This is a genomic window from Bradyrhizobium sp. CCBAU 11361 (assembly GCF_028128935.1).
Classification (GTDB): Bacteria; Pseudomonadota; Alphaproteobacteria; order Rhizobiales; family Xanthobacteraceae; genus Bradyrhizobium; species Bradyrhizobium niftali.
This window is the reverse complement of record NZ_LBJZ01000006.1, coordinates 29,422-30,852: the sequence shown is the minus strand read 5'-3', so window position 1 is coordinate 30,852 and position 1,431 is coordinate 29,422. Positions and strand designations below refer to the sequence as shown.

The 1,431-nt window shown below is 59.2% G+C and carries 3 protein-coding genes; 2 read left to right on the top strand and 1 reads right to left on the bottom strand.

Annotation, left to right across the window (positions count from 1 at the left end):
- Positions 1–381: transposase domain-containing protein (locus XI08_RS03595; protein ID WP_271573378.1), on the top strand; the 381-nt coding region annotated here is incomplete at its 5' end.
- Positions 378–524, top strand: a complete 147-nt coding sequence (locus XI08_RS03590) for a hypothetical protein (protein ID WP_171901089.1) — start codon at positions 378–380, stop codon at positions 522–524. The genes XI08_RS03595 and XI08_RS03590, both read left to right, overlap by 4 nt.
- A 587-nt stretch (positions 525–1,111) precedes the next feature.
- On the opposite strand, the gene XI08_RS03585 is transcribed toward XI08_RS03590, so the two are convergent.
- The gene (locus XI08_RS03585; RefSeq protein WP_271573377.1) at positions 1,112–1,309 is read right to left on the bottom strand and encodes a hypothetical protein; all 198 of its coding nucleotides are present in this window, start codon (positions 1,307–1,309) and stop codon (positions 1,112–1,114) included.
- Positions 1,310–1,431: the final 122 nt, after the last annotated feature.

Here is a 1,431-nt window from a genome sequence, read left to right as displayed (position 1 = left end):
TACATGCGGGAACAGCTCGCCAAGCTCTCCCGTGGGCACGACCTGGCCAAGGCGTTCAACTATATCCTGAAGCGCTGGGCGAGCTTCACCCTGTTCCTCGAGGATGGGCGGGTATGTCTGTCCAACCATGCCGCCGAACGAGGCCTAAGAGGCATCGCTCTTGGACGGCAGTCCTGGCTGTTCTGCGGATCTGATCGCGGAGGGCGGCGCGCCGCAGCCATGTACAGCCTCATCGTCACGGCGAAAATGAACGGCATCGACCCGCAGGCGTGGCTCACGGATATCCTCGCCCGCCTCGCCGCCCATCCGGCCAATCGCTTGGACGAACTGCTGCCCTGGAATTGGACGCCCGCATCAACGATCTCCGCTCGAGCGGCATGACCACTCACGTCAACAAGGTCCATCACGTCACCACTATTGCCAAGGTCGCCAAGGACCTCGGCGAAGACGAAGATTGGCTGTGGGACATCGCCATCGAAATGAAGATCGAGGATGGCGTGACGCGGTTCGTAATTGCGCGCTAAGTTTCCCGAAACTTCTAGCCGTGAGCCCTCGGCCCAAATGTCAAATTGAAGCACCACCGCTGATGCCCGAAACATGCGGAAAACGTCTTTGGCGCGCTACGAACCTTCAGCGGTGTGAGCGTCCAGCCATCCCTTGTTCTTGAAAAGACTGCGCAGCGATCGGGCGATCTGCCGCCGTGCATTTCTCTCAGCCCCGGGCGGCGTCGACCTGGCAAACCGCAGCATCTGGCGTCGTAGCTGTACGAGCTGCCCGTGCGTATAGCGGGTATCGTGGTTTATTTGCTGGCGTTGAAGTTGTTTAAGTGACGACATAGTTCGCCCTCCACTTGGGTTGGACGGGAGCGTGATGCTCTCAGTCACCGATGGATGCCAATGGCCGAACGGTGATTTTATCAGGATGGAACAACGCGGACTTGCGCCGCTGTCTCGTTTTGCTCATTTGTTAAAAATTCAGGGCGGCAGGGACGGGCTCGCCGTAGCCACGTCTCTTTGTCGAGAGGGTTTGTCGCCCGCTCTGCCTGTTGGCGGCGCTCATTGTCCTGCTCTGAGATCCCATCGGGATAGTAGGCCGCAGGCGGCTTCAACGTTCACCTTGGGGGCTGTAATCCGGGCGAGTTTAGCCATTCGCTAATATGCGCGCCGGTTTCGGCTTGCCGGGCTTTGCGGATCGCTTGCTCGCGCTCGAAACCAGGTGGAAGCGATTTGGCTTCCTGACGGAGACGTTGGGCTTGTTCGGCAAGGCGCTCTTCGAGGGACGTGGTTTGCTTGAGACGGCGTCGATGCATGGCGCTGCTCCGTTCTAAGAGGAGGCGGGAGCGCTAGTGGCGTTCTCATCACCGATGAAAGCCAAAGGGCCGTGCGGTGATCATGGAAGTCTGGCATGTCCGGTAACCAACATCTGGTCAAT

Excerpts from the sequence above, each read along its gene's own strand:
- XI08_RS03590 (WP_171901089.1), top strand. The coding sequence starts at position 378 with ATGACCACTCACGTCAACAAGGTCCATCACGTCACCACTATTGCCAAG.
- XI08_RS03585 (WP_271573377.1), bottom strand. The coding sequence starts at position 1,309 with ATGCATCGACGCCGTCTCAAGCAAACCACGTCCCTCGAAGAGCGCCTT.